Origin of the sequence: Methanosarcina sp. 1.H.A.2.2 (assembly GCF_000979975.1) — an archaeon.
Lineage (GTDB): Archaea > Halobacteriota > Methanosarcinia > Methanosarcinales > Methanosarcinaceae > Methanosarcina.
The window spans coordinates 1-25,626 of sequence record NZ_JJQL01000041.1; the positions used below are offsets into that span (position 1 = coordinate 1).

Annotated in this window: 22 protein-coding genes and 2 tRNA genes; 2 read left to right on the forward strand and 22 right to left on the reverse strand. The window is 44.8% G+C overall.

Annotated features, from left to right (window positions below; all coding sequences use genetic code 11):
• Window positions 1-58 precede the first annotated feature (58 nt).
• The 5 genes from EO93_RS06530 to EO93_RS06555 form a co-directional block, all read right to left on the reverse strand.
• Window positions 59-715, reverse strand: a complete 657-nt coding sequence (locus tag EO93_RS06530; protein WP_048161579.1) for a hypothetical protein — start codon at window positions 713-715, stop codon at window positions 59-61.
• Window positions 716-1,183: 468 nt separating this feature from the next.
• Window positions 1,184-1,255 (reverse strand) — tRNA-Thr (locus tag EO93_RS06535).
• A 562-nt stretch (window positions 1,256-1,817) separates the two neighbouring features.
• The gene (locus EO93_RS06540; protein WP_048161581.1) at window positions 1,818-2,828 is read right to left on the reverse strand and encodes a class I SAM-dependent methyltransferase family protein; all 1,011 of its coding nucleotides are present in this window, start codon (window positions 2,826-2,828) and stop codon (window positions 1,818-1,820) included.
• A gap of 779 nt (window positions 2,829-3,607) precedes the next feature.
• On the reverse strand, window positions 3,608-4,621 hold the full coding sequence (locus EO93_RS06550) for a transcription initiation factor IIB (protein ID WP_048134465.1): 1,014 nt from the start codon (window positions 4,619-4,621) through the stop codon (window positions 3,608-3,610).
• A gap of 192 nt (window positions 4,622-4,813) precedes the next feature.
• Complete coding sequence (locus EO93_RS06555; protein WP_048134510.1) at window positions 4,814-5,074, reverse strand: Gar1/Naf1 family protein; 261 nt, start codon at window positions 5,072-5,074, stop codon at window positions 4,814-4,816.
• 321 nt (window positions 5,075-5,395) lie between these two features.
• On the opposite strand from EO93_RS06555, the gene ppdK reads away from it, so the two are divergent.
• A complete protein-coding gene (gene ppdK, locus EO93_RS06560; protein ID WP_048161585.1) occupies window positions 5,396-8,056 on the forward strand; it encodes a pyruvate, phosphate dikinase in 2,661 nt (886 codons plus the stop codon).
• 226 nt (window positions 8,057-8,282) lie between these two features.
• On the opposite strand, the gene EO93_RS06565 is transcribed toward ppdK, so the two are convergent.
• From EO93_RS06565 to EO93_RS06640, 17 genes are all read right to left on the reverse strand, one after another.
• The gene (locus EO93_RS06565) at window positions 8,283-9,248 is read right to left on the reverse strand and encodes a polyprenyl synthetase family protein (protein ID WP_048161634.1); all 966 of its coding nucleotides are present in this window, start codon (window positions 9,246-9,248) and stop codon (window positions 8,283-8,285) included.
• A 38-nt stretch (window positions 9,249-9,286) separates the two neighbouring features.
• The gene (locus tag EO93_RS06570; protein WP_048134462.1) at window positions 9,287-10,630 is read right to left on the reverse strand and encodes an RNase J family beta-CASP ribonuclease; all 1,344 of its coding nucleotides are present in this window, start codon (window positions 10,628-10,630) and stop codon (window positions 9,287-9,289) included.
• A gap of 1,746 nt (window positions 10,631-12,376) precedes the next feature.
• Complete coding sequence (fni, locus tag EO93_RS06575) at window positions 12,377-13,474, reverse strand: type 2 isopentenyl-diphosphate Delta-isomerase (RefSeq protein ID WP_048134460.1); 1,098 nt, start codon at window positions 13,472-13,474, stop codon at window positions 12,377-12,379.
• A gap of 3 nt (window positions 13,475-13,477) precedes the next feature.
• Entirely contained in the window at window positions 13,478-14,260 is a 783-nt protein-coding gene (locus tag EO93_RS06580) for an isopentenyl phosphate kinase (protein ID WP_048134458.1), read from the reverse strand.
• Between the two features lie 251 nt (window positions 14,261-14,511).
• Window positions 14,512-15,417: a mevalonate kinase gene (locus EO93_RS06585; RefSeq protein ID WP_048161587.1), complete on the reverse strand. Its 906-nt coding sequence runs from the start codon at window positions 15,415-15,417 to the stop codon at window positions 14,512-14,514.
• A 214-nt stretch (window positions 15,418-15,631) separates the two neighbouring features.
• The gene (locus EO93_RS06590) at window positions 15,632-16,435 is read right to left on the reverse strand and encodes an MEMO1 family protein (RefSeq protein ID WP_048161589.1); all 804 of its coding nucleotides are present in this window, start codon (window positions 16,433-16,435) and stop codon (window positions 15,632-15,634) included.
• Window positions 16,436-16,503: 68 nt separating this feature from the next.
• Window positions 16,504-17,241: a 30S ribosomal protein S2 gene (gene rpsB / locus EO93_RS06595; protein ID WP_052733563.1), complete on the reverse strand. Its 738-nt coding sequence runs from the start codon at window positions 17,239-17,241 to the stop codon at window positions 16,504-16,506.
• A gap of 68 nt (window positions 17,242-17,309) precedes the next feature.
• Window positions 17,310-17,492 (reverse strand): DNA-directed RNA polymerase subunit K, encoded by a 183-nt coding sequence (locus EO93_RS06600; RefSeq protein WP_048134451.1) that lies wholly within the window; start codon window positions 17,490-17,492, stop codon window positions 17,310-17,312.
• A gap of 111 nt (window positions 17,493-17,603) precedes the next feature.
• A tRNA-Pro gene (locus tag EO93_RS06605) sits at window positions 17,604-17,678 on the reverse strand.
• Window positions 17,679-17,867 (reverse strand): DNA-directed RNA polymerase subunit N, encoded by a 189-nt coding sequence (locus tag EO93_RS16800; protein ID WP_048141520.1) that lies wholly within the window; start codon window positions 17,865-17,867, stop codon window positions 17,679-17,681.
• Between the two features lie 8 nt (window positions 17,868-17,875).
• The gene (locus EO93_RS06610) at window positions 17,876-18,280 is read right to left on the reverse strand and encodes a 30S ribosomal protein S9 (protein ID WP_048134449.1); all 405 of its coding nucleotides are present in this window, start codon (window positions 18,278-18,280) and stop codon (window positions 17,876-17,878) included.
• Between the two features lie 13 nt (window positions 18,281-18,293).
• A complete protein-coding gene (locus tag EO93_RS06615) occupies window positions 18,294-18,716 on the reverse strand; it encodes a 50S ribosomal protein L13 (protein ID WP_048134447.1) in 423 nt (140 codons plus the stop codon).
• A gap of 9 nt (window positions 18,717-18,725) precedes the next feature.
• Complete coding sequence (locus tag EO93_RS06620; protein WP_048134446.1) at window positions 18,726-19,106, reverse strand: 50S ribosomal protein L18e; 381 nt, start codon at window positions 19,104-19,106, stop codon at window positions 18,726-18,728.
• Between the two features lie 171 nt (window positions 19,107-19,277).
• Entirely contained in the window at window positions 19,278-19,802 is a 525-nt protein-coding gene (locus tag EO93_RS06625) for a DUF2240 family protein (RefSeq protein WP_048161591.1), read from the reverse strand.
• A 189-nt stretch (window positions 19,803-19,991) separates the two neighbouring features.
• Entirely contained in the window at window positions 19,992-21,563 is a 1,572-nt protein-coding gene (gene serA, locus EO93_RS06630; RefSeq protein ID WP_048161593.1) for a phosphoglycerate dehydrogenase, read from the reverse strand.
• Window positions 21,564-21,711: 148 nt separating this feature from the next.
• The gene (locus tag EO93_RS06635) at window positions 21,712-22,581 is read right to left on the reverse strand and encodes an RPA family protein (protein ID WP_048134439.1); all 870 of its coding nucleotides are present in this window, start codon (window positions 22,579-22,581) and stop codon (window positions 21,712-21,714) included.
• A complete protein-coding gene (locus tag EO93_RS06640) occupies window positions 22,574-23,935 on the reverse strand; it encodes a Single-stranded DNA binding protein (RefSeq protein WP_048161594.1) in 1,362 nt (453 codons plus the stop codon). Before EO93_RS06640 ends, EO93_RS06635 begins: the two co-directional genes overlap by 8 nt.
• A gap of 516 nt (window positions 23,936-24,451) precedes the next feature.
• On the opposite strand from EO93_RS06640, the gene EO93_RS06645 reads away from it, so the two are divergent.
• On the forward strand, window positions 24,452-25,558 hold the full coding sequence (locus tag EO93_RS06645) for a nitrous oxide reductase family maturation protein NosD (protein ID WP_048161595.1): 1,107 nt from the start codon (window positions 24,452-24,454) through the stop codon (window positions 25,556-25,558).
• Window positions 25,559-25,626 lie beyond the last annotated feature (68 nt).

Sequence of the window (25,626 nt, forward strand, 5' to 3'; positions counted from 1 at the left end):
TTCATCTTCTTCAAGTTTTATTTTTGCCATGAATGAAGATACAGATGGGATTCAAAGCTTATAAATAGGACTCAAAATTAAGTTGCCACGACACTAGAACCTGTTTACCAGATGCATCCGTATGGATTTCTACGTTATTTATAGACGTAACTGTACCTTCCGGGACACCAACAAAAATTGATTCACCGCAATCTATGAACCGATTGTTTTCTGCCTGAATATGTGTAAATGGTAGTGATGATATTCCTGTTCTACATTCTATGAATTGATTATTTAATGAAGTAATTCCGGTATCTTGACCTACTGTTAAACCTACCCAATGATGGATTATTTTGCTATTCTGAACTGTACAACCTACAAACTCAGTAGTGCCAACAGCACTTGAAGTATCATCTCCCTGAAATGTAAATCCATCAAAGACCGTGCCTACATTGTTATTAATTTCACCAATGTTGAAACTACCTGTGAGTATTGTGTCATCTGGGTTTCCGGATTTAGATTTTATAATCAAATCTTGCGTGTCTATAGTGGCACTATCACTATAAGTCCCAGGCTCAACAATAATTGTATCTCCTGCAGTTGCATTATTAACTGCTGCCTGTATAGACTCACCGTTGTGAACTATTATGTTCGCTGCAGCACCTATTCCAGAACCTGCCATTAAGATTAAGAAGGCAGATAAAATTGCAAAGAAACGGTTTTTCAATTTCCACACAATGAACACCCAAAGAAAGTATTTTTTTAATGACTTCGTCTCAAACAATAATATAAGGAAGTAGACTTTAGACTCACGTAGGAGTTATTTATCTGACTTTGGCATTGATGAAGAAGTCAATGACTAATTTTAAAAGATTTATTAATAATAAAGAATTATATTATTAGAATAGACCGTAGTATATAATATTGTCGAACAGTTATTATTATTGTTATTATAGCAGTAGATTTATATATTTAAGCAAAGGCTTGAAAATACACATTAGGGCTTAAAATGTGCAATCTGCAATGTTCAACCAATTGTAAAAGCAAAAAATGTTAACGTTTCGTCAACGACAAGCTGATATTTCCAGAGATTTTCATTCTTGCAGTTTCTTTTTAATTGTCAGGATAACTAAAACAGGTATTGAAATCGCAGACAACTTATAAAGCCACTCCACAAAAAGAGGACACAAAACAAAAAAACAAGAGCCGTCGGGGGGACTTGAACCCCCGGCCTGCTGATTACGAATCAGCCGCTATACCGCTAAGCCACGACGGCACATGGATTGAAGAATAAGCAGACTTAGAATAGCGATCAAGAATTTAACTATTTCGCTCGTGAGAGTTGTTTCCTTCCCGCAAAGAGAAGAATTAAAGAGAAGGAAAGCAAAAACCGTCAGTTACTTTCTTGCTCTTTAATAATTATTTTAACTTATTATTTTTCTCTTTTCTGAAAGTACTTGAGGTAGAACCATATAAAAATAAGAGCAACCAAAACTGAGAAACCTATCATGAAATAGGCAAATGTGGACATCAGAAATCAGCTCCCTGTAGAATTCTAAGTATGATCTGTAATTGAGCAGTTTTAAGAAACGTTATTGAAATTGTACCTGCAAATGTTTAAACATTTCTTTTACACAGGCCTCAGAATATTAGATCATACGGTTCCTTTTCTTCCTGCAAAGAATATTTTATATTTTATATTTTAATTGGCACACCCTGGCTACCAGTTACACCCTGGCTACCAGTTACACCCTGGTTGCCAGTATAAGTCGCCCGGCAGAGAGATTTTCATGCTCCGACCTTTGCGAGAGGTCGAAAAGCGAAAAATGGCAGAAATCTCAAATTACCCTTGCTTCGATGCATATATTATACTGGTGGGGGGCATAGGAACGGACTACTTTTTCCTCCAGAATTTCAATCTTCCGCCCTGCTTTTTCCGCAGCTTTTCTGATAAGTTCGACGGAGCTTTCGAAGAGATCGTCTTCATGAGTCATTCCGTAATAGTGGATTATGCCACCTGGTTTTGTAAGGAGGACAGCAGAGTCAAGGAACTCATGGGCACTGTGAGGAAGGTTCATGATTACATGATCGGCAGTGCCTGCAAACCTTTTTGCTTCTTCCCGGGCATCGCCTTCGATTGCTTCAATGTTTTTTGCGGAGTTAAGGGTTATATTTTCCCTGAGATAGCGGACAGCATCCGGGTTTTTGTCGATTGCCACAACTTTTGAAGGCTTTTTGCTTTTTGCAAACAGGATGCTGTAAGGACCGACCCCTGCAAACATATCGACAACGGTATCGCCTTCCTTAACCCAGGAGAGGATTCTTGAACGTTCAGTAGAAAGACGGGGAGTAAAATAAGCTTTTGAAAGGTCGACTTTGTAGCGGCAGCCATACTCCCTATGGATGGTTTCGGTTCTGGGCTCGCCTGCAATTACCTCAAATTCCCTGATCCTGAACTCTCCGATAACAGGAGTAAGAGGCTTGACAACGGTTTTTATGTTTGGCTGGGCAAGAAGGAGGACATCGGCGATTTTGAAGGCTGTTTGTGAGTCCAGACTCTCGTCTTCCAGAAGCGCAATATCTCCGATGAGCTCATAAGCCGGATTGAAACCAAGAAGATCTCCAGGTGTGGGTTTTTTCTCCTGAGGCTCAAAATCAAACTCAGCAAGTTCAGCTTCCGCAGGAAAATCTGCCAGCTCATGCGAAAGAAGCTCTCTGGAAAGGGGAAGATAAAGAAAAGTTTCATCCGAACCTATTTTCAGAGAATTATCAAGGAGTTCAAAATCAAGGAGTACTCTCCTTGCAGATTCTCCTTTCTTTTTGGGAATTTGTATGCATTGTCGCTTCATAGGGCTCCTACCTTCTGAAACTCTAAAGCTATCCTTTTGTTATTAAGTTTTCTCAATATCGAAATTGAATTTGGGACTTATTTGAATAAGGGACTTATTTCAGGAACTTTGTTTCCAAAGGCATCTTTAGACTTGAAATTATATTAAAATAGGAATTATCAATAAGCGTTCAAACAGATGGAGGGGAGTTAATCTGGCACCTGGACTGACCATATCGGAACTCAGAACTATATCACTTAGTCTACAGATAGCAACTCTATTACTTTACATAATAAGCGTTGGGGCTTTAAAAAAAAATAAATCAAAAAAAGAAGGAATAACAAAACATGGAAAAATAGTAACTGGGGGATATGCTCTTGCGATATTATCCGGCCTTTACATGTTATATTCCGCTTACAATTTAATCATTGCCGGGAAAGCCCCTTCAGTTATATATATTCATGGCTTTTTTGGAACCCTAGCCCTGGCTTTTGGTTTTATCTTTGTAATTAACAGATGGAGCTGGAAAACTCTTCAAAATATGAGAATACAGCTGGCTTTATGGATACTGACCTTTAGTGGTGGGATATTGATCTATCTCACTCTTATCGGAAAATTATGAGGAAAAAAGAAAGATAAATGTATAATTATAAAAATTAAACGCGATATGAAAACAGGATATATGCACAGCTAAAAGGCTCAATCTGAAGAAGACTGAACACAGAAAAATAGGGCACCTATACCCTGCACATACCGGAAAAACCTTTAATTAGGCTGGAAAATAAAAAAAGAAGAAGAATTTAAAGGATAATCTCAATATCCAGTTCTTCTGCTAGTTCCTTATACCTGTTTCTGATGGTAACTTCCGTAACCCCGGCAACATCTGCGACTTCCCGCTGAGTCCTCCGCTCACCGCAGAGAATGGATGCAATGTAAATTGCAGCTGCTGCAACTCCTGTTGGTCCTCTTCCGCTTGTAAGTTCTTTTTCTGATGCCTGCCTGAGGATCTCAACACTCTTTGACTGGACTTCTCCTTTCAGGTTAAGCCCGGAGCAGAACCTCGGGACATAGTCGATTGGGGAAGTTGGCATGAGTTTCAAGGCAAGTTCTCTGGAAATGAAACGGTAAGTCCTTCCGATTTCCTTCCTGCTGACCCTCGAAACCTCTTCGATCTCATCAAGAGTCCTCGGGACACTGCACTGGCGGCAGGCAGCATAAAGAGCTGCTGCGGCTACACCTTCAATACTGCGGCCGCGGATAAGGTTCTTGTCCACAGCTTTTCTGTAAACGACTGCCGCTGTTTCCCTGACAGTTCTCGGCAGACCCAGAGCAGAAGCCATTCTGTCCAGTTCGGAAAGGGCAAAAGCCAGGTTTCTTTCAGTTGCGTTACTTACACGAATTCTACGCTGCCATTTTCTTAAACGATAGAGCTGCGCACGGTTTTTGGAGGAGATGGACTTTCCGTAGGAATCACGATTCCTCCAGTCAATCATTGTGGAAAGCCCTTTGTCGTGGATTGTGTATGTCATGGGCGCACCCACACGGGAACGCTTCATACGTTGATCGTGATCGAAAGCTCGCCATTCGGGCCCTTCATCCACAAAATCGGCATCTACGACAAGTCCGCAGTCACCGCAAACGAGCTCTGCCCGCTCGTAGTCGTGAACAAGGTTCCTACTGCCGCATTCCGGACACACGGCCTTTTCGTTCTCAAAACTTTGCTCCTTTTGCTTCTCTTTGCGAGCTTTGATCATGGCACGTATTTTTTCTCTTTCAAGAGTGTCCGAATAGCGAACCCTTTCGACTTCTACCATATTATATCACCTTACAAATTAACATGACTATGTTTATGATTCCCTGCAATCTCAAGCCTGCACAACATAAATTACAGTATATATATAAAAGAAGGGATACGAAAACTTGCGGCTATAACTAGCAAAAAACATATAAACCAGTTAAAGTTAACCATAACAAAGGATTTAAATCTTCATCGACAATCAGAGATCTCACCGAATATAGACTCTTTCATTGACGAGAGCCCGAATTTCTGAATCAGGAATTTGCCTAAAGCCCCTCACTAAAAAATATGGATGGTTCACAGGTCCAAAGACACTGGCAATTGTACCAATCCGACTCAGGGCTTTGTCAACAACAACCGAATTCAACTTTGGAGGACTACCTGAGACATTATCGGGTTTTACCTCATCCCCTCTAATTATCAGGTTTTTAGGACCTGACCTGTGCAACACGGTACCGAGTCGTTTCATATCAGCCACGAATAGTTATGCCTCTCTGCGCAGGGTAGAATACCCCGGCTTCGAGTGGATTAAACTGTCAGTCCCGAATAAGAATATATATTATAGACTGAGAAGCATATGTAGTCTACGCTTATAACATATAAAGATATCGCAAGACCTATATTATACATTGATTGGAACTAAATTGAGAGAGTAAATTATAAGATACAGTTAAGGAGAACCACAAGCTTATATATTAAATGGACATTGTTGGCAACAACCAGGCCTTAGGTCTGGGGAATTATCAGACTCTAACTCCGATTAATGATCTCGTTTCAGGGAGGAGAATCATTGTCTAAGTTCGTATATTTTTTTGGAAAGGATGTAACTGACGGCAAAAGTAGTATGAAAGACCTGCTTGGAGGTAAGGGTGCAAACCTTGCCGAGATGGCAAATCTCGGAATTCCCGTACCACCTGGCTTTACAATAACAACCGAAGTCTGTGTACTCTATCTAAAGGAAAAGAAATATTCCGCAGAACTGCTCAGACAGGTCGAAGAAGCAATCGATCGATTAGAAAAACTAAATAATAAAAAACTGGGAGACCCTGAAGATCCGCTACTTGTTTCTGTAAGGTCCGGAGCCAAAGTATCTATGCCAGGGATGATGGACACCGTCCTGAATCTGGGGCTTACGGACAAATCCGTGATAGGACTCGCAAAAAAAGTTAATGATGAAAGATTCGCTTACGACTGCTATAGAAGATTTATCGCCATGTTTGGGGACGTGGTGCTTGGAGTTGAATTCAGAAAATTCGATTCCTTAATCGAGGACACGAAAAAGGAAATGGGGATTAAGTCCGACACTGAACTCGATGCAAAAGCATTAAAAGAATTGGCAGATAGGTTTAAGGAAGTAATCAAACTCGAAAAAGGATTTGAGTTCCCGCAGGACCCAAAGGTTCAGCTTCAGATGGCAATTAATGCTGTTTTTGACTCATGGAATAACCAGAGAGCCATCACCTACAGGAAACTCAATGACATTGATGACAGCTGGGGCACAGCTGTTACTGTACAGACCATGGTTTATGGGAACAGAGGAAACACCTCAGGTACAGGCGTTGCTTTTACAAGAAACCCATCTACAGGCGAAAAGAAGTTCTTCGGAGAATACCTCATCAATGCACAGGGCGAAGATGTAGTTGCCGGGATAAGGACCCCAGAATATATTAATACTCTAGGAGACAAAATCCCGGCAGCATATGCCCAGCTTGTGGATATTTGCCAGAGACTTGAAGCCCACTTCAAGGACATGCAGGACATAGAGTTTACCATTCAGGAAGGAAAACTCTACATGCTGCAGACCAGAACCGGAAAGCGCACAGCTGCTGCAGCCGTAAAGATTGCAACGGACATGGTGACAGAAGGGCTCATAGACAGGGAAACTGCAGTAAACAGAGTAAAAGCAGAACACATTGACCTGCTCCTGCACCCGAGGATTGACCCGGAAGCAAAACTGGAAATAATTGCAAAGGGGCTTCCCGCATCTCCCGGAGCAGCTGTAGGAAAGGTAGTATTTACTGCCGAGGCTGCTGAAGAGATGGCAGAGTTAGGCGAAAAGACAATTCTTGTCCGCACCGAGACATCTCCGGAAGACATCGGAGGCATGGCAGCTGCGCAGGGAGTCCTTACCGTGCGCGGAGGGATGACTTCTCACGCCGCAGTCGTTGGAAGAGGCATGGGCAAACCCTGTGTCGTTGGTTGCGGAGAGATCTCGATCGATATGAAGGGTGCTCTCTTCATGGTAAACGGTTTCACCATCAAAGAGCACGAATATATTACGATCGATGGAAGTATCGGAAGCGTCATAATCGGGAAAGTAGACCTGATTGATGCCGAGATAAATTACGATCTGAGAAAACTCCTCACATGGGCTGACGAGATAAGAACTCTCGGAGTAAGGACAAACGCCGACAACCCGGCTGATGCAGCCCTTGCCCGCGAACTCGGTGCAGAAGGTATCGGGCTTTGCAGGACAGAGCACATGTTCTTCGGAGAAGACAGGATCCCTGCAGTCAGGGAAATGATTATGTCCGAAGACGAAAAGGCCAGGAAGAAAGCCCTCAAGAAACTACTCCCCATGCAAAAAGCAGATTTCCTCGGAATCTTCCGCAGCATGGAAGGCCTGCCTGTGACCATTCGGCTCCTTGACCCACCTCTGCACGAGTTCCTTCCTGATAAAGAAGAGCTCGATGAAAAGCTCAGGGAACTTGAAGCCTCTGGGGATTGCGGGAAAATCGATGAGATAAAAAAAGTTATCAAGCGTGTAATTTCCCTTAAGGAACTCAACCCCATGCTCGGGCACAGGGGCTGCAGGCTCGGGATCACCTATCCTGAGATCTACAACATGCAGGTACGTGCAATAATGGAGGCCGCCTGTGAAATTGCATCTGAGGGAATGGAAATTGTTCCTGAAATCATGATCCCACTCGTTGGCCTTGTAAAGGAACTCACCCTTTCCAGAGAGGAAGTCTGCAAGATGGCAGAAACTGTCATGGCTGAAAAAGGCATAAAGATCGACTACAAGGTAGGAACCATGATCGAACTGCCCAGAGCCGCAATCATTGCAGACCAGATCGCAAAGGAAGCCGACTTCTTCTCCTTCGGGACAAATGACCTGACCCAGACAACCTTCGGGTTCAGCAGGGACGACGTATCCAAGTTCGTGCCTATCTACCAGAAGGCAGGAATCCTTGAACACGACCCCTTCGCAGTCCTGGACCAGGAAGGCGTAGGCGAGATCATGAAGATCGGCATACAGAAAGGCCGCTCCGTCAAACCCAACCTCAAGATGGGAATCTGCGGAGAACACGGCGGAGAGCCGAGATCCATTGCATTCGCTCACGAAATTGGCATTGATTATGTGAGCTGCTCCCCCTACAGAGTCCCAATTGCAAGGCTTGTAGCTGCGCAGAGCACAATGGAAATGAGAAACGCAAAAGGAAAAATCTAAAATTTAAAACTCTGGCGGGACCATATCCTGCCATTTTCTTCTTTTTTTGAAAAACAACTCTCAGGAGCGTAGCGGCTAACCAGCATTTAGCCTGCTTCAGGACTTAAATAAATCCTACTATGCTGCACTGATCCTCAAAAACCAGAAATCGAAAATTCAAAAAAAGGTTATCGAATTGCAGCAGGATCTGCCGCAATCCTTCAAGAAAGATAAATGTTCAGAAACTTCAGTATTCCCTTGCAATCATATAGTCGGCAATCTGGAGGAGAAGATCCTTTTCGGGACAGTCTTTCAGAACATCCAGTTTTGCCTTGCCCTCATTGATATATGAGATTGCAAGATTTTTCACGTAATCAAGGGATCCGCATTCTGTAAGAGTCCGGACGGCTCCTTCGGTTTCTTCGAGAGTGGCTTCCCCTTTCCCGAAGATGTCCAGGTTTACGCCTTTCCTGAAAGCGTCAATGACAATCAGGGTATGCTTCCCTTCCATAAGGTCACTGCCTCTTACCTTTCCGAGTACTTCTTCAGGAGAGATCATGTCCAGGACATCATCGTACATCTGGAAGCCAATTCCTATAAGGCGGCCATATTCGGATAAGGCCTCAGCAACCTCGTCAGAGGCCCCACCGAGGAGAGCACCGATCTTGGCTGCGGCTGCATAGAGGACAGAGGTCTTCTTTTCCACCATTTCGATGTACTCAAGTTCCGTTACCCTGTCCCTTGTTTCGAAGTCCATGTCAAGCCACTGCCCTTCACAGATTTCGGTACAGGTCTTTGAGAGGACATCCATGCACTTTAAAATCCTTACAGGTTCGTTATCGACCTTTGACAGGATCTCGAAAGCTTTGGAGTAGAGGGTGTCTCCGGCAAGGATAGCACCGGCTTCACCCCATTTAACATGGACTGCAGGCATTCCCCTGCGGACGTCGTCCTTATCCATAATATCATCATGGATCAGGGTGAAATTGTGTACAAGTTCCACGGCCACTGCTGCAGGCAAAACGGACCTGAGATCGGAACCTACAGCTTCTGCTGTCAGGATAAGAACTGCCGGACGAAGGCGCTTTCCGCCGGCATCCACGAGATAACGAGAAGCTTTGTAAAGCTCCTCGGGACGGGTTATTGGAAGCAGTTCGTCAATTGCAGCATCAACATGAATACTTCTTTTTTGAATTTCATCAATAAGCGTCATAAGCATCACGAGAATACAGAGGGGTTTTCATTATAGAGTTACTCTTCTATATATAACACTTCGCCGTTTCTGAGAAGGTGTACGGTATCTCCGAGTACATACCCCGCATCCTCTGCCATTTCGATGTAATGCCCGTGCATTTCCATGTCTCCGTGGGCAGGAATTACATGCTCAGGATTTACCATGCGCAAAAGCTCCCAGTGGTCTTCCCTGTAAGCGTGCCCTGATACGTGAACATTGTCATAGATCCTGCCACCCCTCATTCTGAGTTTGGTCTCAAGAGCATAGCGGTTTGCCTGAGTCATTGGGCTCGGGATCACATTTGCTGAGAAAATGATCCTGTCTCCAGGGTCGATTGTGTAAGGCGTTTCCCCGTTTGCAACCCGAACGAGAATGGAGCCTGGCTCTCCCTGGTGTCCTGTAACAATAGGAAGATACTTGTTCTTGCCTTCCTGCATGATGCGCTTGAATGCCCTGTCGACATCTTTTCTCATGCCGTAAATCTCCACATTGGAGGGCAGTTCAAGGTAGCCGACATCTCTGGCTGCACTCACATAACGTTCCATGGAACGCCCCATAAGCACCGGAATTCTCCCCATTTCCTCGGCAGCCTCGATAATTGCTTTTAGCCTGGCAATGTGAGAGGCAAAAGTTGTAACGATCATGCCCACATCGGACTCTTCTGTCCCGAGCAGTACATCCCTGACCATGTCCTTTGCAATCTGTTCCGAGGGGGTCTTTCCCGAGCGTCCTGCATTCGTGCTTTCGGTAATCATTGCAATGACCCCTTCCCTTCCGAGGGATTTGAAGCGCTCGAAGTCAGGAGCATCACCCATAGTAGGAGTCCTGTCCAGCTTGAAGTCGCAGGCATAAAGGACCGCCCCTGCAGGAGTGTGCACAGCTGCAAGTACACAATCGATAATACTGTGCTGGACCCTGATGAATTCTATGGAAATATCTTCCGTAACCTGATAGGTCCCGCCTGCCTGTAAAGGAATAACCCTGTTGCAGACCTCGAACTTGCGCTCAGACTCAATCTGCTGTTTGATGATAGCTGCAGTATAGGGGGTAGCAAGTATAGGAGCATTGTACCTGTGGGCAAGCTTCGGAATCGCGCCTACGTGGTCAAGGTGCCCGTGAGTACAGACGATTGCCCTGACAGTCCCATTGATTTCTTTCATGATGGTGTCATCAGGGATTGCACCCATCTCGATCAGTTCAAGAGAATGCATCTTGTCAATTTCAACATCTTCATGGATTTGAACCCGGTCAAGCCTGAGCCCCATATCCAGAATGACAATATCTTCACCTATAATGATAGCAGTCATATTGCGGCCCATTTCATTATAGCCGCCGACTGCAACAATTCCTATTTCAGTCATATTTTTTAACCTCTTATTTAATTTTTTTAATTTTTCATCCTTGTGAAACCGAAACCTCAAAACGAATCAGGTAACGATCTTAAATCAATGACCATGAATGTAAACGGTATAGTAGAGAAGTATAGAATCATTTTTAGAAAAGTCACTTCTAAAAGCTACCTTTTATACCCTTGAAGAAATCCTCTCCTGGATGAAATGCACCAGGCTGCAGTCCCTAGCAGGATAATGCCACTTTAAATATATATTTGTTTCATTATACAAATATTTTGATCTGCCAGAACTTCCGGAAACTACCTCTGATCCTGTTCTCATGTAATACAGATTTTCAAAAGGCTTTCCGACCCATTGAGAGATTTCCAGAGCCGAACTTGATCCACAGGCACTTTCAGTATCCTTCCTTAGTCACAACTATTTCTCAAAAGGCCTGATTCCAAACATACTCCGAATTAAGGGTAAGCTTTTACCTTTAAATGACTTTACTAACCTATTTCCTATATTTCAATAATCTAGATTATATATTCCAATAATCTGGTTTATATATTCCAATGATTTGTCTTCATACTCCAATGACTTATTTCCTGAATTCCAGTATTTTCCAGATCCCAGTTGATCAGGTATGGAACTCACTTCAATACTTGCCTAAATGATTTGTTTATAATTGATCCCTTATTCCAGTTGATCTTATGAACAATTCCTGATTTAATGAATCTGATAAGTGACCTTTAATTTAACAATTCCATAAATGACTCTAATGAACAATTTAAAGAAATTGACTATTAAATCAAGATTTTAAAGAACCAATTCTTTGAGTTGGTCCTGAATTGATGATTTTAAGGAGTGTATTTCAAGGAAAAATTAACCCCGATTAATGTTTCGAAGGTCTTTACCCCGGGAAATTGATCTTCAAACTAAGAATTTCATGAGGTAGTTCTAAGAGTTAATTTCTAAATTAAGGATCTTAAGGAGCTATCCCTGCTTTGCTTAATGAAGGTAATTTGACATTGAGTCCTATTCAGCTAAGTCCTATTCTGGTAATTATACTTATCTGAATTACCAGAAAAATTAGCTCTTTATTTCACGATGTTATAGTATTTCACGATGTTACAGTAAACTGACAGCTGCTCTGCCAATTTGTGATGTATGATCTTTGCTTTGTAAAGGATCTTACCGCAGTACTGACCTGCAAATCCCAGTAAAACTGCTTCCATTGTTCCAGATGGAATCATGATAACTCTGGTATTCTCATGCAGTCTTAATAAACGGCGTTCTTTTACTCTTCCGGTATACCTAAAGGGAAACAAAGCTAATTACTTTTTCCCTGATTTAAGAGTTCAGAGAGATAAATAAGTTCTCAGGTTAATATTGACTAATATTAACTATTTTCTTTTGAGACATTACTTCCGTTTTACGTATAAACATTGTCATGGAATAAATCTGTAATCGAATAAATCTGTAATCGAATAAATCTGTAATCGAATAAATCAGTACTCCCTGATTAATTGGCTGGTATTATTCCAAAATGACCGTAAATGATGTCCTAAGCCTTCTTTTCACGCGCCGCGCAAGGCTTGATCCCGCCTGCTTACTGTAAATACAAACGAAATCAATAGCCGTGCTGGGGGTTCTAATACCAAAATATCAACCATGTAGCAGAGGACAACCAATAAATTTGTAATGGGCTGTGCAGGCAGATGAAGGATAGAAGGAAGGGATGATGAAATGATTACAGTCCCTCTTCTCCTGTGATTAAAGTGCATTTTTGCGTAAAGAATAGTCTTTTACATTAAAACCGCGCTGCCCAAGGTATTCGAGTGTCCATCCGGTGACAACAACCGGTGCATTATGCAGGTCCTGGATGTTTGCACAGCCGCAAAGAAACATTGCAGCCCTGAACTCATCCAGCATGTGGGAGAGGACACTGACAACCGAGTCTTTTCCTTCAAGAGAAGGTCCCACAAAGGGCAGGGCTGCACTTGCCGCACTGGCTCCCAGAGCGAGGGATTTTGCAATATCAAGCCCGGTTCGGACTCCACCTGTTGAGATAATCGGGAGGGAGACCCTGGATTCTATTAAGCTGGCAACAGTAGGAATTCCAAAGTCCCAGAAAAGTTCCCCGAGACGTTCGGAAACCGAATCCCTGCTTTCTTTTGCCCTGTAGACCTCGACTCCTGCCCAGCTGGTGCCCCCAACTCCTCCGACATCAATTGCAGAGACTCCGGCTTTCTGAAGGAGAAGGGCATCTTCCCTGGAAATGCCTGCTCCTGTCTCTTTCACAATCACGGGAGTTTTGAGCATAGAACATAGTTCAGTAATCATATCCAGGCAACCGGTAGCATCCCTGTCCCCTTCGGGCTGGATGGCTTCCTGTAAGAAATTCAGGTGAATGGCAAGGGCATCGGCATCAATCATTTCGATGAGTTTTTCTACCCCTTCAACCCCGTACTGGCGAATCTGGGCAGCCCCAACATTTCCGTAGACAAAGGCTTTCGGAGCTTCATCCCTTACAATCCTGAAAGAGTCCTCCTGAGCAGGGTCGTCAATTGCAGCTCTCTGGCTGCCAACCCCTATCCCGACTCCCAGCTCTTCGGCTGCACCCGCAAGTGCAGCATTGATAGGGATGGTATCAGGGTGCCCTCCTGTAATAGATGCAATCAAAAATGGAGCTTGCATGCGTTTACCAAGGAAATCCACAGAAAGGTCGAGCTCATCCATGTTTAATTCAGGAAGCGCCCTGTGGATTAGAGTCACATCTTCAAAACCCGAACTGGCCCCCCGGGCTTCAACCGGGCTTTCAGCACAGAGCTTCAGGTGTTCTATCTTTCGCCTTGAGGTAGTATTGATCATACTTCATACCCTTTTATCCGGACTGATCCTGGTCCCTATGGATTCCCCATTTAAGAACCTGTAAATGTTATCCGCTTTTCCTGCATTGAATATATGTGAAGTGATACTAGAATTTTTGCTAAGTTCCAGAAGTTCCAGCACCTTCCCGAGCATTCCACCTGTAACATCGGTACTTCCCGAACCCCCGATACATTGCCGAAATTCCTCAAAGTTGGCAGGAGTGATCTCAGGCACCGGTTTTCCATCCTTATCAAGCACCCCATCCTCAGCCGAGCCCAGCCCGAGCCTGGTGATCCCGAGTTCCTTTGCCAGATAAGGAACTATCTGGTCTCCCGAGAGGATACAGGCCCCGAGTTCAAGATCCATAACAACATCTCCGTGCAGTACGGGGACAAAGCCTTTTTCGAGCATGAGTTTTATGCTGTCAAGGTACATACTCTCTATCCTCCCGTTTCTGCAAACGGTACAGCCCATTGGATGCACAGCAATAGCCATAACTCCGAAACTGTTCAGAGCATCCACTACCCTTGAGGCGAGTTTCTTTACGGATTCATGTGTTACAATTGCCCCCTCAGGGTCAAAAGTCCTGTCAAGCCCGTATTTTTTGGCATAGGTATGCCCAAAAGAGCCAGCCCCATGTACAACAATCATTTTTCCCCGGAAGCCTGAAACTTCCCGTGCAATCCTGAGAAGGTCAGCCTCTTTTACAACCCCTTCATTTGCGCCTTTGTCGGTAATGGCGCTGCCTCCGAGTTTAAGGATAACAGATTCGGTTGAAGCGTTCATTATATCACTCAATACCTTATTAAATAGCTTTCAGTCGATCTAAGGATTAATCTGCGACAGTATTAAACCGTGAATAATTAAACCGTGAATAATTAAACGGGAATAATTAAACGGGAATAATTGTAATCAAATGCTCCATCCGCCCTTTAAACACACTTTTTTTGAAAAATCCGTAAAGATTCCGGAGCGTTTTGATTTCGGAGAATATAGGAATTTCCTTTGCAGGAAAACCCACGGGAGTTCCTTAAGGCTCAGTCGACCTTCAGTCCCTGTTCCGTGGGTTTTGTAATGGTGACCTTACCTCCTGCGTTTGCAATGGCTTCAGCTACCTGTATGGACTTTTGAGGTGCCGTAAGTGCAACCATACAGCCGCCACCTCCGGCTCCCGTAATCTTTGCCCCGAAGGCTCCTGCTGCCCTTGCTGAATAGATTAAACGTGAAAGCTCAAGGATATTTACCCCAAGAGCATCAAGCAGGCCCTGGTTCACGTTCATGAGCCTGCCAATAGAAGCATAGTCCCCAGAAAGCACAAGGGGTTCTCCAATTAGGGAGATTTTGCCAATAGAAGCCATAAGAGGTTCAATCAGCTCAGGGTAGCTATCATGAAGCTGCCTTACATTTGCTACAAGCTCTTTTGTGGAAGAAAAAACTCCGGTATCCCCTATCACAATTCCGCAGTCAGGTGTTTTTAACTTTCTACGCTCCGGGATGGTGACAACCCCTCCGAAAGTAGAAACATAGGTATCGGTAGGGCTTGCTGAACCCTGTACCCGGATCTCGATTTCATGCCCAAGTTTTGCAATCTCTTCAAGGGAGAGGCCACATCCAAACAGCTCATTTAGAGCGCCTATGCTTGCAATTGTTACCGCAGCAGACGACCCGAGCCCTGAACCCACAGGGATATCGGAATCAACAGTCAAAAAGATGCCTTTTATGGGTACAAATTCCCCCATTTTTTCAATAACTGCAGAAACATAGGGATGTGTTTCAAAATCAATCCCTGTTCGACCAATTTGTGACTGGATAACTATGGAATTGTTTAACTCTACCCTCACCCGGGTCCTCAACTCTACCGCACATGCTATTGCGGTTTCTCCGTAAACAACCGCATGCTCTCCGAAAAGATAGATTTTGCCGGGCGCAGAACATGAAACCATATTATTCCTCAAAAATTTTCAAGTTTTGTTGAATTAGAGTATGTAAAGTTTTGTTGAATTTGAGCATGTAAAGTAATGAACTTTATCCTCGGAGAGGATAACCATAAGTAAAAGTAAAAATTATATAAAAAAACTTATCCCGGCATGAACTTTATCCCGGGTGTTTTCTGCATAATAAAAAACAAGCATACTTCATTTTTCGTAAGATATGTCTTTACTCCACAATAATCGCAGCATACCCGACAACTGCACTCATATCTCCTGAAACTTCTCCGCTGTTTGCATATTTAAGTAGAGTTGCCCTGGACCCTCCGAGCTTTTGGGAAGCTGAAAGCATTGCTGCAATAGGCCCATATCCGCATACTGAAGCATTTCTTCGCTGGAGCCGGTCATACATGCCTGAGACATTGAGATTCAGGATAGCATCTATAACTTCGGTATCGGTTTCCCTTGCGCGTTCTGCAGTTTCGTAATGAGTAAAATCACTGGACGCTATGATAACCGCACGTTTCCCGCTTTCGGAAACAAGGTCAGCAACAAGGTTTCCCACCTCAACTGCTGTTTCTTCGTCCTGCATACCCATGCAAATAGGAAGAATTTTAAAATTCCGTCCGAAACGGTATTGAAGAAAAGGAAGCTGGACTTCAATAGAGTGCTCGTATGTGTGCCCCAGTTCATCTGCATCAACGATGCTCCCGAGAAATCCTTCTGCAAGTTCGAGATCAACATCAATAGTTCCCAGAGGGGTTTTCCACGTTTCTCTGGATACTGATACTGGCGAACCGTACCCTGTATGGTTGGGGCCGAAAAGGATATAGGTATCGGCTTCAGGAAGGGTTGCATAAACATGTGCAGCCACTTTCCCGGAATAGATATACCCGGCATGCGGGCAAACAGCCCCAAGGACTTCTCGTTCTCTGAACTCCAGACCTTCGAAACATCGTAGAAGTTCTTTCTCCAGATTTTCACAATGCAGGGGATAGAACTGCCCTGCAACTGCTGGTTGTCTCATTTCCAATCACCCATAATATAAGATATGGGCAATTTGTATAAACCCTTGCAGTATGCAGGACGGATGTTCCGAAATCAGAGAGGAGTTTCGAAATCAGTCATCTCGTAATTGAAGGGGGTATTATTGAGTCTGGATACTTCCCTTGCAACCAGCCAGTAGACAAGAGAAAGAGCTTTTCTACCTTTATTGTTGGTTGGGATTACGAGATCCACATTTGAGGTCAGGTTGTTGGTGTCACAAAGTGCGATCACAGGCACCCCAATGCTTGAAGCTTCCTTCAGGACCTGGGCATCTCCGGCCGGATCGGTTACAATTATAACATCCGGTTCAAAGAAACCATGCATCTGCGGGTTTGTAAGAGAACCTGGAATAAACCTTCCGAGCATTGCCCTTGTGCCAAGTGCCCTTGAGAACATTCTGGCGGGGTGCTGCCCATACTGCCTTGAAGATACCACAAGGAGTCTGGAAGGGTCATAGTGAGACAACAATTTTGATGCAGCTCTGACTCTTTCATCTGTGGACTGAATATCAAGTACGTATAACCCGTCAGTTCTGACCCTGTATACGAAACGCATCATATCCTGAGTCTTCTGCTGGGTCCCGATATGAACACCTGCTGCCAGGTATTCGTCAATAGATACAAGGGATGTAGCTCCCTCTTTGGGAGAAACTGCTTCTTCCCCCGATTCTACAGGTACAGATCCGGTCTTTGCTGCGGCTTCCTTTTCAGGTTTTGCTTCAGCCACGACATTTTCTTCAGGCAAAGGCTGCTCTCCGGTTTCCTCCTGCCCTGTCTGCTCAATTTCCTCCATAAAGTCACCTCATATATAGAATCAACAATAAAACGCATTCAGCATCTGAAATGTATCCCATTACGTTTTTAGCTTTTCTTACGTTTGACCGTTATAGGAATAACTCCGGCCTTCAACTCTGCAATGGCTACACCCAGGGGGTCCAGCCGCCCGTCATCTTCAACCAGGACAGGAGCCCCCATTGCTATCTGCAATGCTCTTGCACCAACAATTCGTGCACGCTCGAACCGGGTATATTTTTCCTTAACCAACAGATCACCCTGAAACTTAAAAACGCTCCGATGAGTTCCGATAATCGAGAAGCATGATAAATTTGATATTCAGTACATACACCTGAAAACCAGTGCCCTTAAAAAGGGAAGTGGGACCGCTGAGATTCGAACTCAGGTTCCGGCGTCCCGAACGCCGAAGGATGGACCAAGCTACCCTACGGTCCCTTACTGGTACGGTGAAAGAACGTCAACAAGTTCGACATGGCTGAGGAACATTCTGCGACAGCAGTAACGGGTGATCCCGAGATCATCCATTACTGTAGCAGCGTCTTCGCCATCGTTGACGCGTCTTTTGTACTCATCCCAATAGTTAGAGATTACTTTTCCACATGAGAAACATCGGACTGGGATCATAACTGTCCTTACCTGTAAGATTTCTGGTATTTAGCCCTTGCTCCAGGCCCACCAAAGTTCTTTGATTCTTTCTGCCTGGAATCGCTTACAAGTAAACTGCGGTCGTAGGTTGCGAAGTTGTCTCTGATGATTGTGTCATTTGTCCATTCCACAATCCCACGAGCAACAGCGGTCCTTACCGCATTAGCCTGCCCGACGATTCCGCCGCCCCGAACATCGACATTGATGTCAAGCCCGGAAACTACTTCATTTCCTGCGATTAGCAGAGGTTCGGAGATCTTCATCATTGCAAGCTCAGGAGTATAGAGCTCGAGTGGAATTTTGTTGATCCTGACCTTACCGGTACCTTTCATGACTGTTGCACGTGCAGTTGCAGTCTTGTGCTTTCCAGATGAATTAACTACTTTGACCATGAGGACTCACCCATTAGAACTTTGAACCCATTTTCTGGCTCACTTCACCAAGCTCCATGTACTTGTTGGAACTCAGAAGCCTCATGTCGGCATCTGCGATGGCGATCGTTTCAGCACCCTTAAGTTCATAGGGGACACCTACATAGACTTTGAGCCTGGACATTGCATCCTTGCCTCTTGATTTCTTATAGGGCAGCATGCCACGAATAGTCCTCTTCAGGATGCGGTCCGGACGCTTCGGGAAGTAAGGCCCGAATTCCGTTGCACCCCTTTCTCGGGTCTCCCGGTACTCTCTAAGGGTGGCTGCCCTTGCGCCAGAAATGATGGCTTTTTCGGCATTTATAATATAAACCTTTTCGTCTCCTGAAAGCAACTGTTTTGCAACTGTACTTGCAAGACGCCCCAGAATAAGTCCATTTGCATCGATAACCGTCATCTTGTCACCTCAGCGGAAAATCCGGATACCGGACCCTTTTGGATTTGCTTCCATGATCTCCTCGAGACTCAGGCACTTGCCGCCGGCTTCAGTTATTTTTTCAACTGCGGATTCGCTGAATGTTACAGCCGCAACCGTAACAGAATGATCAAGGAGACCTGCACCCAGGACTTTTCCGGGGATAAGCAGGACATCATCTTCAGCAGTGTGCCTGTTGATCTTGCTTATATTCACAGCCGCATAGTTTCTGGACGGCGCCTCAAGACGTTTCGCTATATCCTTCCAGATGGGGGCAGAATCTCCATTTGCCCTCTCTTTCAGGGTAAGAATCAGGGAAACGATTCTTGGATTTGTTTTTCTTACTAGTTTTACCAGTGATTTTTTACCCAATGTATGTCCCTCCGCAAGATTAGTATGAAATCTCACTCACGCGGAAAAAAATTCCCTATCGCGTTCGAACATCGCTATAGCTGCCGCGACTCTGAAGATAGGGGCAGCAAATTAAAGATCAAGCGATTAGTCGGATGGTATGATGTGAATAACATTTCTAGTACATAAAGATTATGCGTAATCTGAAGAACCAGGAACAACCATGGAAACCTTCCCAAGTATCCCCTCTATTTCGCATCCGAACTTTCTTGCCACAATAAGTGCCACTATCCGGATATCCACAAGATAAGCAAGCCTATCCTGCATGGAATTGATTTCGGAAACAAGCCGTTGTCTGTTTACGCCCGTATCCGCGGAAACGAAATCAAGGATCTGTTCAAAGGATATTTCTTCCCTGTGACGACCTGCAGAAGATTTATCTGGTTTTCCGGGTTTCTTGTTGAGTTCGAGAAAATCTTCAGGAGGTTTAAAAGCATGGGGAAGCCGGACACTCTCAACATCAAAACAGGGTAAAAGTGCACCGTCCTTAAGGGAAAGCAGGCCTGCTTCAAGGGCGCGGCCCTTTATCTCAGAAGCAGTCTTCGGGGAAAACCATTTCAGATCAAAGGCAAGGGAAAACTCAAAGTCTTTTTCCGGGAGAGAACCGGTAAGATTTTTTTTAAAAGGGGCCGAAACAACACGTTTAAGTTCTTCCATTCATGAACCTCGAGAAATAACTGCGCTGGGAGGGGCAGTATAGTATATAAGTCCCACAGGGTGCAGTTTCACATTTGAAGAATTCCGAAAAAAAAATTGAATATCTCCGGCACAGAAATGAAATTTAAGCCTGTACCGAAGTGAAATGTTTTTCGGAATATTTTTACTACAATTTACTGATGAACGAATTCAGAGGGTCACAAGCTTGGCATTGATGATTCCAGGGACCTGCCTTACCTCTTCAAGGATTGCATCAGAGACATCGACATCCACGTTAAGGACCATCATGGTAACGCCTCCGACTTCCGCCCTTCCGACCTGCATGCCTGAAATGTTGATGTTGTTTTTACCAAGAACCATACAACAGGGTCCGATAACATTCGGTTTGTTAATGTGCTTGGCAAAGATCATACGGCCTGCGGGGAAGATGTCTACACTGTCATCATCAACGGAGACAATCTTGGGCTCATCTCCAACAACAGTTCCGGCAACCAGCTTCGCCGTTTCTCCGCTGGTGAGCCTGATACTGACAGTTGAAGAATACTCTTCTGCAGATTCGGACTTGCTTTCCACTACTGCGATCTTTCTGGACTTCGCAAGGATAGGAGCATTGACGTAATTTACCCCGGAACCGAGAGCCATTTCAAGCAGCCCTTTGAGGGCAGAGACTGTAAGGGGCCTGGTGTCTTTTCCGGAGATTTCCCCATTGTACGCGATTTCTACCTTTTCGTAATTGCCGTCTACAAGCTGCCCTGCAATTTTACCCATGAGCTCTGCGAGCCTGATGTATGGAGCAAGGACTGCCATAGCTTCGGGCTTCACCGAGGGGATATTGATTGCGTTCTTTGCAAGCCCGCCAGTAAGGACGGAGACTACTTCCCTGGCGATGTCGATTGCAACATTAACCTGAGCTTCCTGTGTGGAGGCACCGAGATGCGGAGTTACAATGACGTTGTCAAATTTCAGAAGAGGATTGTCAAAAGGTGGTTCCTCAACAAAAACATCTAAGGCTGCCCCGCCGACCTTTCCACTTTCAAGGGCTCTTGTAAGGGCTTCTTCGCTGATGATACCGCCGCGGGCACAGTTGATGATCTTGACCCCTGGCTTCATGAGGGCGAACTGCTCGTCATCAAGGATATTTCTGGTTTCCTTGATAAGTGGAGTGTGCACTGTGATGTAGTCAGCCTCTTTTGCAATTTCATTAACTGTAGCCAGCTTGACTCCGAGTTCGGCAGCCCGCTTCTCGGAAATGAAAGGGTCATACCCCATAAGGTTCATCTCAAGCCCTGAAGCCCGCTTTGCGACTTCAGACCCGATTCTTCCGAGCCCTACAACTCCCAGTGTCTTGCCCTTGACCTCAACGCCCGTGAACTTGTTGCGCTTCCATTCCCTGGATTTCAGGGAAGCGTTTGCCTGAGGGATATTCCTGGACATCGACATCATCATAGCAATTGTGTGCTCTGCTGCCGAAATCATATTTCCTTCGGGAGCATTGGCTACAATGATTCCTTTCTTGGTGGCTGCGTCAACATCGACATTGTCGACTCCGACTCCTGCCCTTCCGATAATTTTCAGGCTGTCAGCAGCCTCGATGACTCTCTGAGTAACCTGAGTGCCGCTGCGTATTACAAGGGCATCGTAGGCCCCGATCTTTTCCACCAGCTCGTCTTCGGAGAGACCGGTACAAACGTCAACAGTAAAATATTTTTTCAGAATCTCCAAACCTTCATTGGAGAGTGAGTCGCTGACCAATACTTTCATGTTAATTTCTCCAGATAAATACGATAAACGTGAGATGCTAAATTTTAACAAAGAATACCAATCAACTTAATCACACTTAAGCATTATCACATGTTTTTAGAGGCGGATTTTCCTAATATTAGGATCTTTAAAGCTCTACTCCACACGATTAACCTACAAGCCTTATAATTCCGATCTTCGGTTCGTAACACTGCCCTCCCGAAAGAAGAGAACGGACAACTTCTTCTACTAACTCTTCAGGGACGCCTCTTGAGATTGCGGCATCTACAAAACTAGCGTAATCAACTCCCTTGCCTCCACCCATTTCCCTGAGCAGCTCAAGTACGAACTCCTTCTGGTCAGCCTTGGCTCCTGCAGGATCTTCGGATTCGAAGTTCAGAGCGCTGAGACCTTCCCGGATAGAAGCCCTGAGCTGTTTAGCAAATTCCTGAGGGGCGCGTTCCCTTTCAAGGGCAATGGATATCCCTTCCGCAAGCTCTTCGGAAATTCCTCTCTCAAGCAGGTATTCCCTGAGTGTTTCCCCATGGTATCCGCATGCGAGAGCATCCGAAAAAGCCTCAAGCCTGTCAACGGCCTGTTCTGCAGTATCCACAACCCACCTATTGCGGAGCTCTTCGTCTACAACGTTTGCCTCTTCTGCCCGGATTGAGATAAAAACAGAGCCCGGTTCGGGTTCGTAAATTCTGGCTTTTCCGGTAAGTGCTATGAAAGCAGGGACCTGAACCGTTGAAAAGAAAATGGAAGCATCAGGCTGGTACTGCCCTGCATATACCGTAAAAGCTCCCGTTGGGTCAACTATCCGGGCTTTCCACATTTCATTTTGTGTACCTATACTGTCGAGTTCGGTAAGCACACCAATTGCAAAGACACGGTTGAGAATAAGCCCCAGGGGGCTGATAAGCAGGTTGGGGGATTTTGAATCAGCTGTTTCGGACGCGGATCTTGCCGATTTCTCAAGCTCCCTGCAGGCTTCAAATTCTTTTGCAAAAACCCTTTTTGCAACTTCTCTCTTAAGCAAGGCTTATCCCTCCCCCGGAAACCTCTGAACCCGGATCCTCTTCATCCTGCCCGAGCCTGTGTAATAATTCAACAACTCTAACAGCGAGGTCATCTTCGGGCACCCAGGCACTTTCTGCAACAAAAGAAATTCCATACTCTCCCTTTGAAGAATTCCCGCGTACTGCCAGGTAACGGCCGGTAAGGAACCGTCTCAGGTCTTCATAGACCGCATCTTTAGAAATATCAGAAAACATGAGCTGTTCGGCTTCCTCAAGGGTCTTCCCGTAGATAGATTCTGCAAGTTCCCTTGGAAACATGACTGACATAGCCCCTGTCCCATCATCCAGTATAGCCTTAATTCGCATATCTCTTACGCCTTCCACCTTGCCATGTGCCCTGCAATTTGATTTCTGAACCACACGGCTGCACTCCGGACAGCGGGAAATGATTCCGGAACCCGGTCGGACTGAAACAACATTGCCTGCAGCAGCTATATCGAACATACTGTCTCTTGAGTCTATTTCTTCTATTTTAAAGGGGGCAGGGTCTTTTGCTGCGGACTCGAAAGTAAAAGCAAGACTTTCAGCTTCTTCAGACCCTACTGAAGAGACTTTAGTACTGCTGAGGATATTGATCGAAGGCATTCCCCTGAACATGCGGATCTGGGCCCCTTCTATCCGGATTATGCTTCCTATGTCAATGCCCGGAAGTTCAACCCAGGCGCTGAAAGGCAGCCTGCCGGTCTCATCCGCAAGCACGCCGGAAATCACTTTAGACTGCTTACCCCTGACCAGAACTTCTCTGTGAGAAAGCTGAAGTACACAGGCTACGGTTCTAACGGAAAAATCCGCAGCACCGATATCAATCAATTTTTTTGCGGGACTTTCGGAAAGTTCGGAAAGCGGAGGGAGTGAAGAGTCAGAAACTTTAGATACCAGAGATTGCTCCCCTATAGAAAGCCTTATCCTGTTCTGCCAGAGGCGAGTATAGGCGTTCCTGACATTGATAACATCTCCAACCGAGCCCGGCAACTCCCTCCATGAGGAAAACATGACAGAACCCGTTTCGTCTGCAAGAACCCCGGTATACAATCTGGAAGGCCCCTCATGCCCCCCTTCCTGAGGACGAAGTGCCTTTTCCCCTAGATCCAGGATTCTGCCTGTTATTTCAAAATTCTTAAGGGAAGCTGAAAGGTCTTTTACCTTCAGGACTTTCCTTTTTCCACCAAACTTTCGGAGGATACTCTCCTTTGCAACTTCCGGAGGTACGCGAAAAGCAAGAAGTTTATCGAATTCTGCCCGGATACCACTCTTTTCAATGTCTCCAAGCGCCCTGGTTAGCTCTTCAAGTTGGGGCGCAATTTTTTCATCCATTTTAAGCCTCCATTCGAGACAAGAATAAAACAATTCAGATATAAGGGTTTCAGGTTTTACTTTAGATATAAGGGTTTTAGGTTATACTTTATGACTGCAGTCATTTACAACTGCAAGCATTTCGAGCATTTATAGGTAGTCAGGTTTCAAGACTTGATATTTTCGAAATCTGATAAGTAGGAATACTCAGTCCATCATAAAGATAACTTTTGGAAATCATTAACTGTTAGTTTAAACAAACTTCGCTTCTGTAATCTTTTAGATATTACTTTTCAAGGATGATTGTTCAGAACTTGTGATTCCAAAGATATATCTTTTCAGGACAAAATTGTTTTCCTGATAAAATATTGAAAGAATTAGCTCTGAAAAACAAACAAGATTCATTTCTGAAAAAGAGATAAGATCCGTTCCTGAGAAACAGAGGAAATTCGGAAAAGAGGAAATTAACGGTTTCTAAAACGATAAAAACGAATGAAAGAACCATAAAGAAATGGAAGAGTAAAAGGGGAACTAAAGATGGAAAGAATGAAAGAAAGGAATTTACAGGTATTAAAAATAGTAGCAACTGCATTTATTCTGGCAGTCATATGCACATGCTCTGCCGTTTCTGCAGCAAACTTAAACGTGGATTCTGAAACCGAAGGGGGCTATACAACAATACAGGCTGCAGTGGATGCCGCAAAAGCCGGAGATACTATTTTTGTAAGCCCCGGGACTTATGTTGAAAACCTCAAAATAGACAGGCAGGTGAGAATCTGGTCAGACTCGAGGAACCCTAACAATACGATTGTAAAGGCAGCTGACCCTGCAGAAAGTACCGTAGAAATAACTGCGGAAAGGGTAACTTTCAGCGGATTTGGGGTGGAGGATTCAAAGAAAGCCGGAATTTTGCTTACAGGAGCCAATAACTGCTATATCAACAATAACAGAGCCAGAAACTCAGAATACGGGATTCTGCTGCAGGAAGCGGGAAATAATAACATAAACGGCAACACCATAACCCTGAATGAAATAGGGATAAGGCTCGAAGGCTCGGACTCAAACACGATCCAGGACAACCTCGTTGCTTATAACTACGGTTTCGGGATCTCCCTTGAAGAGAGCCGCAGGAACATTATCTTTAATAACTACTTCAAAAACGCAGAAAATGTAGAAGAAAACACCGTAAACGCAGACAACACCTGGCAGAGTACCCTCTCAACCAAAAGTAACCTTGTCCGGGGCCCTTATATTGGCGGTAATTTCTGGGCAGACCTTGAAGGGACCGGTTACAGTGAAACCTGCGTGGATGGAAACAGCAATGGAATATGTGATGTCTCATACGAGGTAACCGGAGGCGGATCCGATAACTCCCCGCTTTTCCCGAAAGTTCCAAATGCTGTCACATCCCTCGAAAGCAAACTGGATGCTGAAGCTTACGAGCAGGGCCTGGCAGACAGAGAAGGCGCAGGAAATGAGACTGGAACCCCTGTAGAAGAACAGACAGAAGAAAACGAAACCGCAGGGGAAGGAAATGAAACTAATGAAACAGAAGCTCCAGAAGAAAACGGAGCTCCTGGACCGGGTCTTGGATTTACAGTTCTGGCGGCAGGAGCGGCTTATATCCTGAAGCGGAGAAGGTAACAATAACAGTAATATAAAAATAGAAAACAGGAGAGGAAGCAGAAGGGACAGTTTTTCTGTCCTTCTTC

Excerpts from the sequence above, each read along its gene's own strand:
- EO93_RS16800 (WP_048141520.1), bottom strand. The coding sequence starts at position 17,867 with ATGATCCCAGTCCGATGTTTCTCATGTGGAAAAGTAATCTCTAACTAT.
- EO93_RS06585 (WP_048161587.1), bottom strand. The coding sequence starts at position 15,417 with ATGGTTTCATGTTCTGCGCCCGGCAAAATCTATCTTTTCGGAGAGCAT.
- EO93_RS06615 (WP_048134447.1), bottom strand. The coding sequence starts at position 18,716 with ATGACGGTTATCGATGCAAATGGACTTATTCTGGGGCGTCTTGCAAGT.
- EO93_RS06565 (WP_048161634.1), bottom strand. The coding sequence starts at position 9,248 with ATGACGCTTATTGATGAAATTCAAAAAAGAAGTATTCATGTTGATGCT.
- EO93_RS06570 (WP_048134462.1), bottom strand. The coding sequence starts at position 10,630 with ATGACTGAAATAGGAATTGTTGCAGTCGGCGGCTATAATGAAATGGGC.
- EO93_RS06610 (WP_048134449.1), bottom strand. The coding sequence starts at position 18,280 with ATGGTCAAAGTAGTTAATTCATCTGGAAAGCACAAGACTGCAACTGCA.
- EO93_RS06550 (WP_048134465.1), bottom strand. The coding sequence starts at position 4,621 with ATGGTAGAAGTCGAAAGGGTTCGCTATTCGGACACTCTTGAAAGAGAA.
- EO93_RS06625 (WP_048161591.1), bottom strand. The coding sequence starts at position 19,802 with ATGGAAGAACTTAAACGTGTTGTTTCGGCCCCTTTTAAAAAAAATCTT.
- serA (WP_048161593.1), bottom strand. The coding sequence starts at position 21,563 with ATGAAAGTATTGGTCAGCGACTCACTCTCCAATGAAGGTTTGGAGATT.
- fni (WP_048134460.1), bottom strand. The coding sequence starts at position 13,474 with ATGATCAATACTACCTCAAGGCGAAAGATAGAACACCTGAAGCTCTGT.
- EO93_RS06540 (WP_048161581.1), bottom strand. The coding sequence starts at position 2,828 with ATGAAGCGACAATGCATACAAATTCCCAAAAAGAAAGGAGAATCTGCA.
- EO93_RS06555 (WP_048134510.1), bottom strand. The coding sequence starts at position 5,074 with ATGAAACGACTCGGTACCGTGTTGCACAGGTCAGGTCCTAAAAACCTG.
- EO93_RS06640 (WP_048161594.1), bottom strand. The coding sequence starts at position 23,935 with ATGGATGAAAAAATTGCGCCCCAACTTGAAGAGCTAACCAGGGCGCTT.
- rpsB (WP_052733563.1), bottom strand. The coding sequence starts at position 17,241 with ATGGAGGAAATTGAGCAGACAGGGCAGGAGGAAACCGGAGAGCAGCCT.
- EO93_RS06580 (WP_048134458.1), bottom strand. The coding sequence starts at position 14,260 with ATGAACGCTTCAACCGAATCTGTTATCCTTAAACTCGGAGGCAGCGCC.
- EO93_RS06645 (WP_048161595.1), top strand. The coding sequence starts at position 24,452 with ATGGAAAGAATGAAAGAAAGGAATTTACAGGTATTAAAAATAGTAGCA.